The sequence below is a fragment of the Pseudomonas sp. Irchel s3h9 genome (assembly GCF_900187475.1).
Classification (GTDB): Bacteria; Pseudomonadota; Gammaproteobacteria; order Pseudomonadales; family Pseudomonadaceae; genus Aquipseudomonas; species Aquipseudomonas neuropathica.
In genome coordinates this window covers 259,604-275,078 of sequence record NZ_FYDH01000001.1, presented here as the reverse complement: position 1 = coordinate 275,078, position 15,475 = coordinate 259,604, and the positions used below count along the sequence as shown (strand labels likewise).

Below are 15,475 nucleotides of genomic sequence, written 5' to 3'. Positions count from 1 at the left end.
GGAGCCGATCTTCATGCTGTTCAAATCCGAGTTCGACTGGATATTTCAGGTCGGCGTAACTCGAGCATCCAACTCGGTCAGTCCCCTCTCCCTTTGGGAGAGGGGTAGGCGGGCGGCGTTCCGATGAGGGGCTTTTCAGCAGGCCAAAAAAAACCCCGCTGGCTAGCGGGGTTTCTTTATCAGGCCGGCTGAGCCTGCAAGCTCACCGGTCGCAGCGGCAGCAACGGCGCATGCGGATCGGCTTTCACCGACGCGCGCCATGCATCCAGCCACTCGGCGTGACCTTCAGCCCAAACCTGCTCGTGCAGACGCGCCAGCGCTACAGGGTCGCTGAGCAGTTGCAGACGATCATGGTTGTTCAGCCCGGCCGGGCCAACCTTGATCGCGTGGCGCACACGTTCCTGACGCAACCACTCGATCGGCTCGGCCTGACCGTGACGGGAGGTCGCCAGCGAGCACGCCAAAGCGTTCTGCTGTGGATCGACCACCGCGCGGACAAAGCCGTCGTTGAGGGCGTGGTAACGATTTTCGTGGGTGTACTGATCAGTGGCCAGCAGCGCCTGCGGTGGATTGTATTCCTCAGGGATGAGGAACAGGCTCTCGTCACGGGACTTCAGGCCCAGACCGACACGGCTGGAGATCACCGACACCGGGATCGACAGCATCAGCGAACCGACGATCGGCACCAGCCACCAGAGGAAGCTCGGGTTCAACCAGATCACCAGCAGCGCCCAGCAGAAGCCCAACAGGGTCTGCGGGCCGTGGCGTTTGACCGCTTCGCTCCAAGGCGTCGAGTCGTCATCACGCTGCGGCGAGTTCCAGGTCGCGGCCCAGCCAAGGAACGCGGCGAGGACGAAACGGGTGTGGAAAATCATCCGCACCGGCGCCAGCAGCATGGAGAACAACATCTCCAGCAGCATCGACAGGGTCACTTTGAACTTGCCGCCGAACTCTTTCGCGCCCTTGGCCCAGATCAGAATGATGCTCAACAGTTTCGGCAGGAACAGCAGCACGATGGTCGTCGAGAACAGCGCGATCGCCTTGTCCGGGTGCCATTGTGGCCACAACGGATAGAGCTGACGCGGTTCGAGGAAGTACTGCGGCTCCATCAGCGTGTTCACCGCCAGCAGCGCGGTCGACAACACCAGGAAGAAGAACCACAACGGCGCCGACAGGTACGACATTACGCCCGTCAGGAACACCGCACGGTGCACCGGGTGCATGCCTTTAACCAGGAACAGGCGGAAATTCATCAGGTTGCCGTGGCACCAGCGACGGTCACGCTTAAGTTCGTCGAGCAGGTTCGGCGGCAGTTCTTCGTAGCTGCCCGGCAGGTCGTAGGCAATCCACACGCCCCAACCGGCACGGCGCATCAGCGCGGCTTCAACGAAGTCGTGAGACAGAATCGCACCGGAGAACGCACCTTTACCCGGCAACGGCGCCAGGGCGCAGTGGTCGATAAACGGCTTCATGCGGATGATCGCGTTGTGACCCCAGTAATGGGATTCACCCAACTGCCAGAAGTGCAGACCGGCGGTGAACAGCGGGCCGTAAACGCGGGTGGCGAACTGCTGCATACGCGCATACAGGGTGTCCATGCCCGACGCACGCGGCGCGGTCTGGATGATCCCTGCGTCCGGCGTGGCTTCCATCAAGCGCACCAGACTGGTCAGGCACTCGCCGCTCATTACCGAGTCGGCGTCGAGCACGACCATGTACTTATAGTCACCGCCCCAACGACGGCAGAAGTCGTCAAGGTTGCCGCTCTTGCGTTTCACACGACGGCGACGACGGCGATAGAAGATCTTGCCGAAGCCTTTGGCCTCGCGGCAGACGTCCAGCCAAGCCTGTTGCTCGGCCACGCAAATGTCGGTGTCGTTACTGTCACTGAGGACGAAGAAGTCGAAACGATCCAGATCACCGGTGGCAGCGACCGACTCGAACGTTGCGCGCAGACCGGCGAATACGCGCGGTACGTCTTCGTTGCAGATCGGCATCACCAGCGCGGTACGCGCGTCTTTGGCAATCGGCTCGTTGCCGGCGCTTTTGCCGGAGATACGGTATTTATCGTGACCGGTGAGCAACTCGAGGAAGCCCATCAACGCCGTCCAGAAACCCGCCGATACCCAGCAGAACAGAATCCCGAACAGAATCAGGATGCTGGTTTGCAGCGCATACGGCAGCACTTGCGTGGCGGTTTGCAGCAGCGGTTGATGCAGGACTTCTTCGAGATCAACGAACGACCAGCCCTGGTACGGCATGATGCCTTTCATGTACCAGCCGGCGACGATGGTCTGGCCGAGCATCAGCAGCAACAGAATGTAGCGACGAATCGAACCAACGGTGCGCCAGCGCGCGGCCGGCAGGACGTTTTCGTCTTTCGGCGGCTGCGGCGGGTTGGTGCGACCGGTCATGCGGCGCCAGCCACGCACCAGAATATTGGTACGCCATGGCTCCGGCACGACTTTGGTCCGACGGATCGGCGGCGTTGCCTTCAGGCTGACGCGACCGCTGGCGTCGAGCACCAGCATCTCCGCGTCTTCAAGTTCTTCGGCGGTGCTCAGGGTCAGGCGCTTGCGCACCGAAGCCTGGGCGGCTTCGGCAGGGGCGTCGAACGTCGCGGACGACAGGCGTTCATGCAGCTCGCTGAACGACTGGCAGCCCGCGAGTTCCGCGCGCTGCTCGTCGGTCATCGGCAGATGCGCCAGATACTCGGACAGAGTCTCTGGCTGTACTTGAGAGTTACTCATCGGCAGGCAACTGATAGCTCCAGGTCTCGGTCAGGACTTCTTCAGTCGGTGCCGATTCCGGTGTGGCTGGGGCCGCGTCGGCAGCAACAGGCTGCTTGGCGTCTTTGTTGGCCTTGTCCTTGGCATCTGCAGCTGGCTTGGCGTCGGCCTGTTTGGCCTCGGCGGCTTTGGCTTCCTTGTCGATTTTCTCTTGTTGCTTGGCGGCAACCTTGTCGGCCTTGGCAACGGACGAGTTGGACGCCGGCACCGAAGACTTGGCCAGATCGGCCGTGACGATTGGCTGCACCAGAGCGGCACGCATCTCGGTCGACTTGCTCGCGTCCTTGATCTTCATGCGCAGCGTCAAGCGCCAGCCTTTGGTTTCCGGGTTGTAGCGCACGCTGTTTTCAACCAGTTCGGCGTTGTCGCCGACACTGACCTGACTACGCACGTCGGCATCCGGTGCCAAGGCCGCCAGCGATGGACCTTCGAAGTCGACCAAGTAGGCAACGCTGCCATCCGGCTGACGGATCAGGTTCGACTGTTTGACGTCACCGGTCGAACGCAGAGTCTGCGATACCCAGGCGCTGTCCGGCGCGTGAATCGCCGCTTCGTCCATAGTCCAGTGCATCCGGTAGGCGAAGTCCAGTGGCTGGCCCGGCTCGGGCATTTTTTCCGGGCTCCAGAACGCAACGATGTTGTCGTTGGTTTCGTCGGCGGTCGGAATTTCTACCAGATCAACGGTGCCTTTGCCCCACTCGCCCTTCGGCTCGATCCAGGCGCTTGGGCGCTTGTCGTAGCGGTCATCGAGGTCTTCGTAGTGGCTGAAGTCGCGACCACGCTGCAGCAGACCGAAGCCACGCAGGTTCTCGACGCTGAAGTTGCTTACGGCCAGGTGTTTCGGGTTGTTCAGTGGACGCCAGATCCACTCGCCGTTACCGGCATGGATCGACAGACCGCTGGAGTCGTGCAGTTCACGACGGTAGTTGAGGACTTTCGACGGCTGGTTGGCACCGAACAGGAACATGCTGGTCAGCGGTGCGATACCCAGTTTACCGACCTTGTCACGCAGGAACATCTGCGCCTTGACGTCGACAATGGTGTCGCTGCCCGGACGCAGGATCAGACGGTAGGCACCGGTAGCGCGCGGCGAATCCAGCAGGGCGAAGATCACCAGGTGCTTGTCACCCGGCTTCGGCTGTTGAATCCAGAACTCGCGAAAACGTGGGAACTCTTCACCCGACGGCAGCGCGGTATCAATCGCCAGGCCACGGGCCGAGAGGCCGTAGGTGTGGCCCTTGCCGACAACGCGGAAGTAACTCGCGCCGAGCATGGTCATGATTTCGTCTTGCTTGTCGGCCTTGTTGATCGGGTACAGCACACGGAAACCGGCATAACCCAGTTGTTCGGTGGCTTTCGGATCGAATTTGAGGTCGCCGAAATCGAAGCGGGTCGGATCGTATTTGATCTCTTCGACGGTGTTCGCTGTGATTTCGTTGATTTTCACCGGTGTATCGAAGTGCATACCCTGGTGATAAAAGGACAGTTTGAACGGGGTCTTCTGATCAGCCCACTCAGCCTTTTCGGTGAGGAAGCGGATTTTCTGATAGTCCGCGAACTTCATGTCGCGGAATTCGTTCGGCAGGTTGCTGCGCGGGGCTTCGAACTTCTGCCCGGCCAGCTCTTTGGCCTTGGCCGATACATCGTCAAGATTGAACGCCCAAAGCTGACCGGCGCTGAGCAGGCACAGGAGCGCCGAACCCGCTACCAGGGCACTTCGCATGCGTTTGGCAGACATTTTTGCTGCATTACAGGGACTAACAATCACGAGCAACCCTCGCCGAAAACAGATCAAAAAACCAACGGCCAGATGAAGTGCCTGTGAGGCTTTCGGCAGTGAAAAGCCGACCTTCCAGAGCACCCTTGCCAAGTTGGCGAGCATTGTTCCGACTCCGCTGGGGCAAAATGATTCCCCAATCGGATCCAGACAAGTCTCTACCTAAGTCAAAAATGAATCAGCGAACGCTGATCCCAGTGCGCGCGATTATCTAGTAGCCCGCATGACAACGCATCAGGGGTAACAAAGTATTTATCGCGAAAACACCCTAAAAACAGTCGAAATTTCCTAAAAAGGTGTTTCAAGCGCTTTCAGGTCTGTAACAAAAAGGTAACCGGGCCATCGTTGACCAAATGCACCTGCATATCGGCGCCGAATCTACCTGATGCCACAGTGCCATGCACCTGTTTCGCACTGCTTAATAGATAGTCGAACAATTCCTCGCCCAAGGCCGGAGGCGCGGCCGTCGAAAAGCTCGGGCGCAACCCGCTTTTGGTGTCGGCCGCGAGGGTGAACTGCGAGACCAGCAGCAACCCGCCACCGACATCGGCGAGGGACAAGTTCATCTTGCCCTCCGCATCACTGAATACCCGATAGTTAAGCAGTTTATGCAGAAGTTTGTCGGCGCTGGTACGCGTGTCGTCGGGTTCGACCGCCACCAGCACCAGCAAACCGTGATCCACCGCGCCAACCACTTCGCCGGCGACTTCAACCCGCGCACCGCGTACGCGCTGTAACAGCCCCTTCATGCTTCTTCAGGCGGCAGGTCGAGCAGGCGCCGGGCCATGTTCCCCGCGGCGCGTACCAGTGCATCGGTGATGCCCGGTTCAGAGGCCGCGTGGCCGGCATCACGGATCACCTGCAGTTCGCTGTTCGGCCAGGCCTGATGCAATTCCCAGGCGTTGTCGAGCGGGCAAATCACGTCGTAACGACCGTGAATGATCACACCCGGCAAATGGGCGATCTTGCCCATGTCGCGGATCAGCTGGTTCGGCTCAAGGAAGGCATTGTTGGTGAAGTAATGGCACTCGATCCGCGCAATCGACAGTGCGCGCTGCGGTTCGGAGAAGCGATCGACCACCAACGGGTTCGGCCGCAGGGTTGCAGTACGACCTTCCCAGGTCGACCAGGCTTTGGCCGCGTGCATCTGGGCGATCTGGTCGTTGCCGGTCAGGCGCTTGTGGAATGCGCTGAGCAGGTCATCGCGCTCGTCCAGCGGAATTGGCGCGATGTAGTCCTGCCAGTAATCAGGGAACAGACGGCTGGCACCGGCCTGATAGAACCATTCGATTTCCTGCGGACGGCAGAGAAAGATCCCGCGCAGGATCAGACCGTGCACACGCTCCGGGTGGGTTTGTGCGTAAGCCAGCGCCAGGGTCGACCCCCACGAACCGCCAAACAGCACCCATTTATCGATGCCCAGGTGTTTGCGGATGCGCTCAAGGTCGGCGACCAGATCCCAGGTGGTGTTGTTTTCCAGGCTGGCGTGCGGCGTGGAGCGTCCGCAACCGCGCTGGTCGAAGGTGACAATGCGATACAGGTTCGGATCGAAATAGCGACGGCTCTGCGCGTCGCAACCGGCGCCGGGGCCGCCGTGGATGAACACAACCGGCAAACCCTCCGGTGAACCGCTTTCGTCGACGTACAGCGTATGGGTGTCATCGACAGCCAGATCGTGCCGGGCGTGAGGTTTGATCTGCGGAAACAAAGTCTGCATTGCGCGCTCCGTAAGGGGTCGAGGTCATCCCTGGGGGGACTTCTATTATTCTGCCGTTGGGCATCATAAACCCGATTTACGTCAATGAGCATGTCCTCGGCGCTTCGAAATACGATGAAAATCAATGGACACAATAATGTCCGCACAGGACGACCTGGTCTGCCAGCAATGCTTTCAAACTATAAGCTCTCTTAAACCAATCTTTTGCGTATAAAAACAACAGCGCCTATCACATTACCATCTCCGCAACAACTGTCAGGCTTATCAGTAGACACTTCATACTCAGCCAACTTTAATCATGTCGTTCAACAACTGTTTTAACTGACAGGATAAAAATGGATGCCCTATGAATACGCCAAACGACCAAGCCCTTGCCAAAGAGTTTTTTACCGCCACGCTAATTTATCCAAAGGAAGAGAAAGCATTCAAAGCCAGCAATGTAAGTATTACTGATGATACTACGGAGTCAGGTGTGAAGTGCTGGACAATCACGGCATCTGAGTACACCAAAGATGAAAAGGACGGCACCGTTGAAATCCACACTCTCTTACTCTATATAAAAAAGGCCAGCGCCGATCACTCGTTCAACGGCAAGACCGCTCTGGGTCCGGCATTGGCCTTCCCGGACTTCAAGGAAGACAGCGCAGGCTACTACATACTCAAAGACAGCCCGGACGATCAGGATGATGACTTTGATTCCATCCTCGACTCACCTGGAACTGAAGGTGAACTTACCTATTCCCAAACCCCCGATAGCAAGTTCTACATGGGGTCCTTTAGTTTTATTGTAAAAAACCCGGATAACACACAGCACACTATAAAAGGTGAATTCAATATCAGGAACGCCGCCGCACATGTTATTTAAAATACAAGGTCGGTATTTGCTGTAGTCCCGCCCCCTCATTCGGCAGTGGAATAATGATCGCGCTTTTGCGCGCGATCATTACACATTGGATCAACAGGTGCCTTTCCCCCAATTTAGCAGGCCTTGCAAAAGCTCCTTGAGCACCACCCGCGTCGGCTCGGCCAGATCGGCGCGATAGCGGAACGGCTCGAACTCTTCCATGTAGGTGCTCTGGCACAACTCCAGTTGCACGGCGTGGATGTTCTCGGCCGGGTTGCCGTAGTGACGGGTGATGTGGCCGCCCTTGAAGCGTCCGTTGAGCACGTGGCTGTATTGGTCGTGACGCGCGCAGATCGCTTCAAGTTGCGTGGCCAATTGCGGATCACAACTGGCGCCATTGAAGGTGCCGAGGTTGAAGTCCGGTAGTTTGCCGTCGAACAGGTGCGGGATGATCGAGCGGATCGAGTGCGCGTCGAACAGCAGCGCGTAGCCGAATTCGGCTTTCAATCGCGCCAGTTCTTCCTGAAGCGTGCGGTGGTAAGGCGTCCAGATCTGCTCCAGGTAGATTGCGCGTTCCTCTTTCGACGGCTCATGGCCTTCACGGAACAACGGGATGCCATCGAACAGCGTCGCAGGGTACAGACCGGTGGTGGCACCGGCGTACAGCGGTTTGTCGTCGGACGGACGATTCAGGTCAATCACAAAACGCGAATACTCGGCGGCCAAGGTGCTGGCGCCCAGTTCTTCAGCAAAGTCGTAAAGCTGGGGGATATGCCAGTCAGTGTCCGGCAGGCTTTTCGCGTCCGGGATGAGTCCGGCCTCCACCGCCGGGGTCAGGCGCACACCGGCATGCGGCATGCTGATCAGCAGCGGCACGCGACCTTGTTTGAAGTTCAGAACCTTATCCACAACCGCCCTCCTACAGATTTGATTCGACGCCGTGACGCACGACGCGTTTATCCAGATCACCACCGAGCCAATAGGCCAGATCCGCCGGGCGATCGATTTGCCAGGCAACAAAGTCCGCGACCTTGCCGACTTCCAGCGAACCGTGGGTGTCGGCCATGCCCAGCGCTTGTGCGGCGTGAATGGTCGCGCCGGCCAGGGCTTCTTCCGGGGTCATGCGGAAGCAAGTGCAGGCCATGTTCAGCATCAGGCGCAGCGACAGCGCCGGCGAGGTGCCGGGGTTGAGATCGCTGGCGATGGCGATTTTCACCTTGTGCTTGCGCAAGGCGTCCATCGGCGGCAGCTGGGTTTCACGCAGGAAGTAGAACGCGCCCGGCAACAGCACCGCGACGGTGTTGGATTTGGCCATGGCAATGGCGTCAGCCTCGTCCATGAACTCCAGGTGATCGGCAGACAACGCCTTGTATCGCGCGGCGAGGCTTGAGCCGTGCAGCGATGATAGCTGTTCGGCATGCAGCTTCACTGGCAGGCCGAGTTTTTGCGCGGCGATGAACACACGCTCGACCTGTTCAGGGGAGAACGCCAGGTATTCGCAGAAGGCATCTACGGCATCGACCAGACCTTCGGCGGCCAACGCTGGCAGCATCTGAGTGCAGATCAGATCGATGTAATCGTCGGCGCGATCCTTGTACTCCGGTGGCAACGCGTGGGCGGCGAGGCAGGTGCTGCGCACGCTGATCGGCAACTCTTTGGCCAAGCGCCGGATGACCCGGAGGATCTTGCGTTCATTGGCCAGATCGAGGCCGTAGCCCGATTTCATTTCGACCGTGGTCACGCCGTCGCGCATCAGGCTTTTCAGGCGTTTGGCGGCGCTGGCGAACAACTCGTCTTCCGTCGCTTCACGCGTCGCGCGCACGGTGCTGGCGATGCCGCCGCCCGCCGCCGCGATTTCCGCGTAGCTGACGCCTTGCAGTCGCTTTTCAAATTCGCCACTGCGGTTACCACCGAACACCGTGTGGGTGTGGCAGTCGATCAGACCGGGGGTGACCCATGCGCCTTGCAAGTCGTTGACCGCCGGGTATTCGCCGGACGGCAATTGATTGCGCGGGCCGATCCACTCGATGTGCGCACCGGACGTCACGATGGCCGCATCCTCGATGATCGAGTAGACGCCTTGCGCCATGGTTGCGACGTGGCAGTGTTGCCAGAGGGTTTTCACTGTTGGCCTCCGTTGGGGTTGGTGATCGTTCCCACGCTCTGCGTGGGAATGCAGCCGTGACGCTCCGCGTCACTGGACGCGGAGCGTCCCTTGAGGCATTCCCACGCAGAGCGTGGGAACGATCAGTGTGTAGGGTTAAAGGCTAGGCAAAAGCTTTGCCGAAACCAGCTCAGTCAAACACCTCGAAGCCAACAGTTCAGTCGCCGCATTGATGTCCGGAGCAAAAAACCGGTCCTTCTCATAGAACGGCACTTCCTTACGCAAAATCGCCCGCGCCTGCTCCAGCTTCGCCGAGGTCTTCAGACCGTTACGCAGATCCAGACCCTGCACCGCCGCTAGCCATTCCACCGCGAGAATCCCGCGAGTGTTTTCAGCCATTTCCCACAGACGCTTGCCGGCCGCCGGGGCCATCGACACATGGTCTTCCTGGTTGGCCGAGGTCGGCAGGCTGTCGACCGAGTGCGGATGGGACAGCGCCTTGTTCTCGCTGGCCAATGCTGCCGCAGTCACCTGGGCAATCATGAAGCCGGAGTTCACCCCACCATTGGCGACGAGGAACGGCGGCAGTTGCGACATGTGCTTGTCCATCATCAGCGAGATGCGCCGTTCGCTCAGCGAGCCGATTTCGGCGATGGCCAGGGCCATGTTGTCAGCAGCCATGGCCACCGGTTCGGCGTGGAAGTTGCCGCCGGAAATCACATCGCCTTCAGCGGCGAAGACCAGCGGGTTATCCGATACGGCGTTGGCTTCGACGGCCAGCACTTCAGCAGCCTGACGAAACTGCGTCAGGCAAGCGCCCATGACTTGCGGCTGGCAACGCAGCGAATACGGATCCTGAACCTTTTCGCAGTTCTGGTGCGAGTCGGAGACTTCGCTGCGCTCACCGAGCAGATCGCGGTAAGCCGCGGCGGCGTCAATCTGACCTTTCTGGCCACGCGCCGCATGAATGCGTGCGTCGAACGGCGAACGCGAACCCAATACCGCTTCAACCGTCAGACCGCCCAGCGCCAGTGCGCCAGCGAACAGGTCTTCACCTTCAAACAGACCGCGCAGGGCAAACGCGGTGGAGACCTGAGTGCCGTTGAGCAGCGCCAGGCCTTCTTTCGCCGCCAGCGTAAGCGGGGTCAGACCGGCCACTTTCAGCGCTTCGGTGGCTTCCATCCACTCGCCTTTGTAACGGGCCTTGCCCTCACCGAGCAGCACCAGCGACATATGTGCCAACGGCGCCAGATCGCCCGATGCACCCACCGAACCTTTCAACGGAATGTGCGGATAAACCTCGGCGTTGATCAGCGCGATCAGCGCATCGATCACCACTCGGCGAATACCGGAGAAACCACGGCTGAGGCTGTTGACCTTGAGCACCATGATCAGCCGTACCAGTTCGTCGCTGATCGGCTGACCGACACCCGCAGCGTGGGACAACACCAACGAGCGCTGGAGGTTTTCCAGGTCTTCGCTGGCAATGCGGGTCGAGGCCAGCAGGCCGAAACCGGTGTTGATGCCGTAAGCGGTGCGGTTCTCGGCGAGGATCTGCTCGACGCAAGCGACGCTGGCTTCGATCTGCGCCGAGGCGCTGTTGTCGAGGCTCAGCTTGACCGGGTTCTGATAGACGTCACGCAGTTGGGCCAGGCTCAGTTGGCCGGGAATCAGGTTCAGCGCAGTCATTTTGTGCTCCTTTTGAGAGTTTGTTATTAACTCGCCAGACGCTCCGGAGATGTCCGTTGTCCGTCGCGTCTCGCCTTTTGGGGAGTCGCGCCTTGGCACGCTGGCGTGGGTATTGTCAGTGCAGATTCGGTAATACGTTGTGCAGCGTATTCGGGTTTTTCAGAACGCTCGCAGCGGCAGCGATATCCGGCGCCAGCCAGCGATCCTGGTCGTAGGCCGGAACCGTTTCGCGCAGCAGTCGCCACGCGCGGTCAGTGCCCACGCCAAAGCGCTGTTCCTTGAGGAATTCAAACGCCTGCGCCGCCAGCAGATATTCGATAGCGAGTATCTGTGTACAGTTTTCCAGGGCGCGGTGCAGCTTCAGCGCGGCGTTGGTGCCCATGCTCAAGTGGTCTTCCTGCAGGCCCGAGGTAATGTAGTTATCGAGCACCGCCGGTTGCGCCAATTGACGGTTTTCCGCACACAGTGACGCGGCGACGTATTGCACGATCATCATCCCGGAATTAACCCCAGGATTGGCCACCAGAAATGCCGGCAAACCGCTAACGTGCGGGTTCACCAGACGATCGAGGCGACGCTCGGCAATCGAGCCGATTTCGGCCATGGCAATCGCCAGCAAATCCGCCGCCATCGCCACCGATTGCCCGTGTGGGTTGGCTTGCGACATCACCCGGAAATTGTCCGGCGTGCCCAGCAGGAGCGGGTTATCAGTGCAGCCGTTGAGTTCGGCTTCGACCTGTCTGATCGCATGTTCCAATTGATCGCGTGCAGCGCCGTGCACCTGCGGGATCGAACGGATACTCAGCGCATCTTGAGTACGGATGCCCTTGCTCGACGCAATTACTTCACTGCCATCGAGCAACGCACGCAGATTGATGCCGACCTGCTGCATGCCCGGGTGCGGTTTCAGCGCGATGATCTCAGCGTCGAACGCATCGATCTGGCCGCGCTGGGCTTCGAAACTCATTGCGCCGATGACGTCGGCCCATTGCACCAACCGCGTTGCGTCGGCAATCGCCAGACAGCTGAGGCCGGTCATGCACGGCGTGCCGTTGACCAGGCACAAACCGTCCTTCGCACCCAGTTGCACCGGCTTCAAGCCTTCTTCAGCCAATGCCTGTTGCGCCGAGGTGATCTGGCCGCGATAGCTGACATTACCGACGCCGAGCAACGCGATGCCGATGTGCGCCATGTGCGTCAGATAACCCACCGAACCTTGCGACGGCACTTGCGGAGTGATGCCGCGATTGAGCAGCGTCAGCAGGCCTTCGACGACCCGGCGATGGATGCCGGATTTGCCGTGGCTGTAGTTGTGAATCGCCGCGCAGATGATCGCGCGAGTCTGCTCATCGGGCAGCACCGGGCCGACGCCGCAGGCATGGCTAAGCAAGGTGTTGCGCGAGAGCTGGCTGAGTTGCTCGTCTTTGAGCGAGACGTTGGACAAACCGCCCAGACCGGTGTTGACGCCATAGGCGCGCTCGCCGCTGGCGACGATGCGCTGAACGATGCCTTGGGCGTTTTCGATGCGCGCCCAGGTGTCGCTGGACAGTTCCAGAGGCGCGCCGTGACGGGCGACGGCGACCACGTCCTGCCAACGCAGGGGGCTGCCGGTGATAACGATTTTTTCAGCCTGGGACATCTAAAAAACCTCTTGAACAAGATCGTTCCCACGCTCTGCGTGGGAATGCCGCCTGGGACGCTCCGCGTCCCGACTTCTGCTCTGTGCAGGGTGACGCGGAGCGTCACGGGATGCATTCCCACGCAGAGCGTGGGAACGAGCGTCAGACCACCGCCGCCCGCCGCTGCACAAACCGGTCAACGTACTCATCCGCCGGCGAATGCAGAATCTCGCGTGGCGTGCCGACCTGAATCAGCCGGCCATCCTTGAGAATCGCGATGCGGTTGCCGATACGCACCGCCTCATCGAGGTCATGGGTGATGAAGACGATGGTCTTGTGCAGGGTCTTTTGCAGCTCCAGCAACTGGTCCTGCATCTCCGCGCGAATAAGTGGATCCAGCGCACTGAACGCTTCGTCCATCAGGATGATGTCGGTGTCCGCCGCCAAGGCGCGGGCCAGGCCGACACGCTGACGCATGCCGCCGGAGAGCTGGTGCGGGTATTTGTTTTCGTAGCCTTTGAGGCCCACGGTGTTGATCCAGTGCAGCGCGCGTTCCGAGCACATCTGCTTGCTCTCGCCACGCACTTTCAGGCCGTAGGCGACGTTGTCGAGCACGCTCTTGTGCGGCAGCAGGCCGAAGCTCTGGAACACCATGCTGATCTTGTGCCGGCGAAATTCGCGCAGGGCGTCCATGTCGTATTGCAGGATGTCCACACCGTCGACGAGGATCGCGCCGCTGGTCGGGTCGATCAGGCGGTTGAAGTGACGCACCAGCGTCGACTTGCCCGAGCCGGACAGGCCCATGATCACGAAGATCTCGCCGGTGCCGATGCTCAGCGACAGGTCGTTAACGCCGACTACGCAACCGGTTTCGTTCAGCACCTGATCCTTGGTCTTGCCCTGGCCGACCATGGCCAGCGCTTCTTTGGCGCGGTTGCCGAAAATCTTGAAGACGTTTTTGACTTCGATCTTGCTCACGGTTGCGTTGCTCATTTGCTCACCTCATGCCGTGGCCGACCGTACGCCTGAGTAATGCGGTCGATGACCACTGCGAGAATCACGATCGCCAGACCGGCTTCGAGGCCGCGTCCAACGTTGAGAGTCTGAATCCCCACCAGCACATCTTCACCCAGACCTCGGGCACCGATCATCGAAGCGATCACTACCATCGACAGGGCCATCATGGTGGTCTGGTTGATCCCGGCCATGATGCTTGGCAGGGCCAGCGGCAATTGCACGCCGAACAGTTGCTGCCAGCGGTTGGCGCCGAACGCGTTGATCGCTTCCATCACTTCGCCGTCGACCTGGCGAATACCCAGATCAGTCAGGCGAATCAGCGGCGGCGCGGCGTAGATCACCGTGGCGAAAATCGCCGGGACCTTGCCCAGACCGAACAGCATCAGCACCGGGATCAGATACACGAAGCTGGGCATGGTCTGCATGATGTCGAGCAGCGGCATCAGCACCGAACGCAGGCGATTGCTGCGCGCCGAGAGAATCCCCAGCGGGATGCCGATCAGCACCGAAATGATCGTCGCGACCATCATCAGCGCCAGCGTCTGCATGAGCTTGTCCCACAGGCCAACGGCGCCGACGAGGAACAGCAGACCGACGATGACCGCCGTGGTCACCACTTTGCGCGTGGCGTGCCAGGCGACGACACCGACGATCGCCAGCATCAACCACCACGGCGCCGCACGCAGCAGGCCTTCGAGGTTGACGATGGCCCAGAGCAGGGTGTCGGAGATGTGGCGGAACACATCACCGTAGTTGGTGACCAGTGAATCGACCCAACCGTTGACCCAGTCGGCGATGGAAAAGGTAAAGCTTTCGGGAAACATAAGCGGCTCTCAATCAGAAATCTCAATCAAGCGATTACGGCATATCTCCCGGCCAGCCTCACGGTTGACCGGGAGGTATCGACCTACAGCGCCGCGTCGATTTTCTTGGCTGCGTCTGCACTGACCCACGCATGCCAGACCTCAGGATGTTCCTTGAGGAAGATTTTCGCCAGTTTTGGCGACTCGATACGTTCCTTGGCCATGCGGCCCAGGTTCTGGTTCAGAAGGTCGATCGGCAGGTTGACCTTTTCCAGCACGGCGACCAGTTCCGGGGCCTCGTCGTGGAAGGTTTTCGACAGGCCGACCTTGATGCTTACGGTCTTGTCGACGCCCGGTTTTTCTTCCAGTTTCACCGCGTCGATCTGGCCCATCAGCGGGGTTGGCGACCAGTAGTAGAACAGGATCGGCTCGCCGCGCTTGTAGCTCGACAGCACCGCCGCATCCAGCGCCGGGCCTGTGCCCGGGCGGAAGTTGGTGTAGCTGCTTTCGAGGCCATAGCTTTTCAACATTTCGCTGTTATCGAGTTCGCAGGTCCAACCCGCCGGGCAGTTGTAGAAGCGACCCTTGGACGGCTCTTCGGCGTCCTTGAACACGGCAGCGTATTTGCCCAGATCGGCAATGTTTTTCAGGTCCGGGGCTTTCGGCTCAAGCTTGCGCTTGGCGTCGCCTTCAATCACGTAGCGCGGCACGTACCAGCCTTCGACAGCGCCGACAATCGGTGCACCGACACCGACGACCTTGCCGGCCTTCTCGGCCTTGTTCCAGACTTCGCTGCGGCCGACCCACTCTTCGGCGAACACTTGAATATCGTTGCTGCTCAGGGCGTTCTCCATGGTGATGGAGTTGCCCGGGAGGCTGTCGGTCTTGCAGTCGTAACCTTTCTCCAGCACCACTTGCAGCACGTCGGTCAGCAGCATGCCGCTTTCCCAGTTCAGGCCGGCGAATTTCACCGGTTTACCCGATTCGCACCAGCCAGCGGCTTGGGTCGCACCGGCACTGGCCAGCAGGCCCATGGACAGCAGTGTGGTGAGCAGGGTCTTGTTCGATTTCATTGTTTCGACGCTCCTAATCATGAATTGGCTTACGGCAGTCAAG

Annotated in this window: 12 protein-coding genes; 1 reads left to right on the top strand and 11 read right to left on the bottom strand. The window is 59.8% G+C overall.

From position 1 onward, the window contains the following. Positions 1-179 precede the first annotated feature (179 nt). The 4 genes from mdoH to pip form a co-directional block, all read right to left on the bottom strand. Positions 180-2,750: a glucans biosynthesis glucosyltransferase MdoH gene (mdoH, locus tag CKW26_RS01200; protein ID WP_095047190.1), complete on the bottom strand. Its 2,571-nt coding sequence runs from the start codon at positions 2,748-2,750 to the stop codon at positions 180-182. Further along, positions 2,743-4,527 carry a glucan biosynthesis protein G gene (locus CKW26_RS01195; protein ID WP_176471276.1) on the bottom strand — a complete coding sequence of 595 codons (1,785 nt, stop codon included), beginning with the start codon at positions 4,525-4,527 and terminating at the stop codon, positions 2,743-2,745. Before CKW26_RS01195 ends, mdoH begins: the two co-directional genes overlap by 8 nt. 350 nt (positions 4,528-4,877) lie before the next feature. Beyond that, complete coding sequence (dtd, locus tag CKW26_RS01190) at positions 4,878-5,315, bottom strand: D-aminoacyl-tRNA deacylase (protein ID WP_007909321.1); 438 nt, start codon at positions 5,313-5,315, stop codon at positions 4,878-4,880. Then, the gene (gene pip / locus CKW26_RS01185; protein ID WP_008080611.1) at positions 5,312-6,283 is read right to left on the bottom strand and encodes a prolyl aminopeptidase; all 972 of its coding nucleotides are present in this window, start codon (positions 6,281-6,283) and stop codon (positions 5,312-5,314) included. Before pip ends, dtd begins: the two co-directional genes overlap by 4 nt. A 346-nt stretch (positions 6,284-6,629) precedes the next feature. Between pip and CKW26_RS01180 the strand changes: the two genes are divergently transcribed. After that, positions 6,630-7,148 (top strand): hypothetical protein, encoded by a 519-nt coding sequence (locus tag CKW26_RS01180; protein ID WP_095047189.1) that lies wholly within the window; start codon positions 6,630-6,632, stop codon positions 7,146-7,148. A gap of 90 nt (positions 7,149-7,238) precedes the next feature. Here CKW26_RS01180 and hutG read toward each other — a convergent pair whose 3' ends face one another. From hutG to CKW26_RS01145, 7 genes are all read right to left on the bottom strand, one after another. Further along, on the bottom strand, positions 7,239-8,036 hold the full coding sequence (gene hutG / locus CKW26_RS01175; protein WP_095047188.1) for an N-formylglutamate deformylase: 798 nt from the start codon (positions 8,034-8,036) through the stop codon (positions 7,239-7,241). A 10-nt stretch (positions 8,037-8,046) separates the two neighbouring features. Next, positions 8,047-9,252 carry an imidazolonepropionase gene (gene hutI / locus CKW26_RS01170; RefSeq protein WP_095047187.1) on the bottom strand — a complete coding sequence of 402 codons (1,206 nt, stop codon included), beginning with the start codon at positions 9,250-9,252 and terminating at the stop codon, positions 8,047-8,049. A 135-nt stretch (positions 9,253-9,387) separates the two neighbouring features. After that, positions 9,388-10,920 (bottom strand): histidine ammonia-lyase, encoded by a 1,533-nt coding sequence (hutH, locus tag CKW26_RS01165; RefSeq protein WP_095047186.1) that lies wholly within the window; start codon positions 10,918-10,920, stop codon positions 9,388-9,390. Positions 10,921-11,035: 115 nt separating this feature from the next. Next, positions 11,036-12,559: a histidine ammonia-lyase gene (hutH, locus tag CKW26_RS01160; RefSeq protein ID WP_095047185.1), complete on the bottom strand. Its 1,524-nt coding sequence runs from the start codon at positions 12,557-12,559 to the stop codon at positions 11,036-11,038. A gap of 142 nt (positions 12,560-12,701) precedes the next feature. Next, a complete protein-coding gene (locus CKW26_RS01155; RefSeq protein ID WP_095047184.1) occupies positions 12,702-13,532 on the bottom strand; it encodes a glycine betaine/L-proline ABC transporter ATP-binding protein in 831 nt (276 codons plus the stop codon). Next, positions 13,529-14,380, bottom strand: coding sequence for a proline/glycine betaine ABC transporter permease (locus tag CKW26_RS01150; protein ID WP_007949591.1), 852 nt, complete (start codon positions 14,378-14,380; stop codon positions 13,529-13,531). Before CKW26_RS01150 ends, CKW26_RS01155 begins: the two co-directional genes overlap by 4 nt. Before the next feature lie 83 nt (positions 14,381-14,463). After that, positions 14,464-15,432 carry an ABC transporter substrate-binding protein gene (locus tag CKW26_RS01145; RefSeq protein WP_095047183.1) on the bottom strand — a complete coding sequence of 323 codons (969 nt, stop codon included), beginning with the start codon at positions 15,430-15,432 and terminating at the stop codon, positions 14,464-14,466. Positions 15,433-15,475: the final 43 nt, after the last annotated feature.

Excerpts from the sequence above, each read along its gene's own strand:
- mdoH (WP_095047190.1), bottom strand. The coding sequence starts at position 2,750 with ATGAGTAACTCTCAAGTACAGCCAGAGACTCTGTCCGAGTATCTGGCG.
- CKW26_RS01195 (WP_176471276.1), bottom strand. The coding sequence starts at position 4,527 with ATGTCTGCCAAACGCATGCGAAGTGCCCTGGTAGCGGGTTCGGCGCTC.
- dtd (WP_007909321.1), bottom strand. The coding sequence starts at position 5,315 with ATGAAGGGGCTGTTACAGCGCGTACGCGGTGCGCGGGTTGAAGTCGCC.
- pip (WP_008080611.1), bottom strand. The coding sequence starts at position 6,283 with ATGCAGACTTTGTTTCCGCAGATCAAACCTCACGCCCGGCACGATCTG.
- CKW26_RS01180 (WP_095047189.1), top strand. The coding sequence starts at position 6,630 with ATGAATACGCCAAACGACCAAGCCCTTGCCAAAGAGTTTTTTACCGCC.
- hutH (WP_095047186.1), bottom strand. The coding sequence starts at position 10,920 with ATGACTGCGCTGAACCTGATTCCCGGCCAACTGAGCCTGGCCCAACTG.
- hutH (WP_095047185.1), bottom strand. The coding sequence starts at position 12,559 with ATGTCCCAGGCTGAAAAAATCGTTATCACCGGCAGCCCCCTGCGTTGG.
- CKW26_RS01155 (WP_095047184.1), bottom strand. The coding sequence starts at position 13,532 with ATGAGCAACGCAACCGTGAGCAAGATCGAAGTCAAAAACGTCTTCAAG.
- CKW26_RS01150 (WP_007949591.1), bottom strand. The coding sequence starts at position 14,380 with ATGTTTCCCGAAAGCTTTACCTTTTCCATCGCCGACTGGGTCAACGGT.
- CKW26_RS01145 (WP_095047183.1), bottom strand. The coding sequence starts at position 15,432 with ATGAAATCGAACAAGACCCTGCTCACCACACTGCTGTCCATGGGCCTG.